Genomic DNA, 938 nt, shown 5'->3' on the forward strand with positions numbered 1-938 from the left:
TGTAGGCGTCGGTGCCGGCCAGGACCGGAACGCCCGCGGCATGCATCGCGCGCGTGCTCTCGTGGGCGTGTGCATAGCTCACACCGGGAACGCCCGCTGCGGTGAGATTCGCGGCGACGCCTTTCATCATCGTCAAGGTCGGGATGAACACCGTGCCCTGGGCGAGCATCGTCTCAGCCGTCGCATCGTCGAGCGCGCGGTCGAGTGGAGCATGGGTGATCATGTCGGCCCCCGCAGCGAGGCTCATACGCACAGCTTCGTACAGGGCTGCGTGCGCGATGACCTTGAGCCCCCGCGCGTGCGCAGCAGCCACGAGTGCATCGAGCACGTCCTGGGTGGGACCGGGCAGATCGGCGATGATCTTGATGTAATCCACCCCGTCTGCCACCTGCACCTCGACGAACCGCTCCGCCTTGTCGGGGGAATCGACCAGCGCGACGTCCGGATAGGTCGGAATGCGGCTGTGCGTGCTGCCCTGAGATGTCGCCGCCATGCCGGCGGTGCGGAAGTCAGCGACTCCCCTCAGTCCCCGCAACGACTGGAACTGTGATGCGGGCCATGTCGCCATGTCCAGGCCGGTGGTGACACCGTACGTGGCGAGCGTCTCGAGGGACTCGCGCCCCTTCAGGTGCATGTGACAGTCGATCAGGCCAGGAAGGAGCACCGTACCTTCCGCGTTGACGACAGCGGCACCGACGACGACCGCATCCGCTGATACGTCACCGATGCGCCCGTCGGGCTGGACGACGACCGTCGTGGGGGCGCTCAGACTGTGTCCGTCGAAGACCCTGGTGTTCGTGATCGCGGTCGCAGAGACTGCGCCGAGCGTGGAATCCGTCATGAACTGCTCCGTTCGAGGAGATGTAGATACGAGACATTATTGTTCACGGGCTGACTACTCTCCCGCCGACGCGTTGACGGCGGCGAGCTGCTCGTCG

Annotated in this window: 1 protein-coding gene; it reads right to left on the reverse strand. The window is 65.7% G+C overall.

What is annotated here, in order from left to right:
* A partial coding sequence (locus B4E30_RS08960) for an amidohydrolase family protein (RefSeq protein ID WP_286794849.1) occupies positions 1-841 on the reverse strand: 841 nt, incomplete at its 3' end.
* Between the last annotated feature and the right edge of the window lie 97 nt (positions 842-938).

It is taken from the genome of Microbacterium sp. UBA3394, assembly GCF_002358725.1.
GTDB lineage: Bacteria > Actinomycetota > Actinomycetes > Actinomycetales > Microbacteriaceae > Microbacterium > Microbacterium luteum.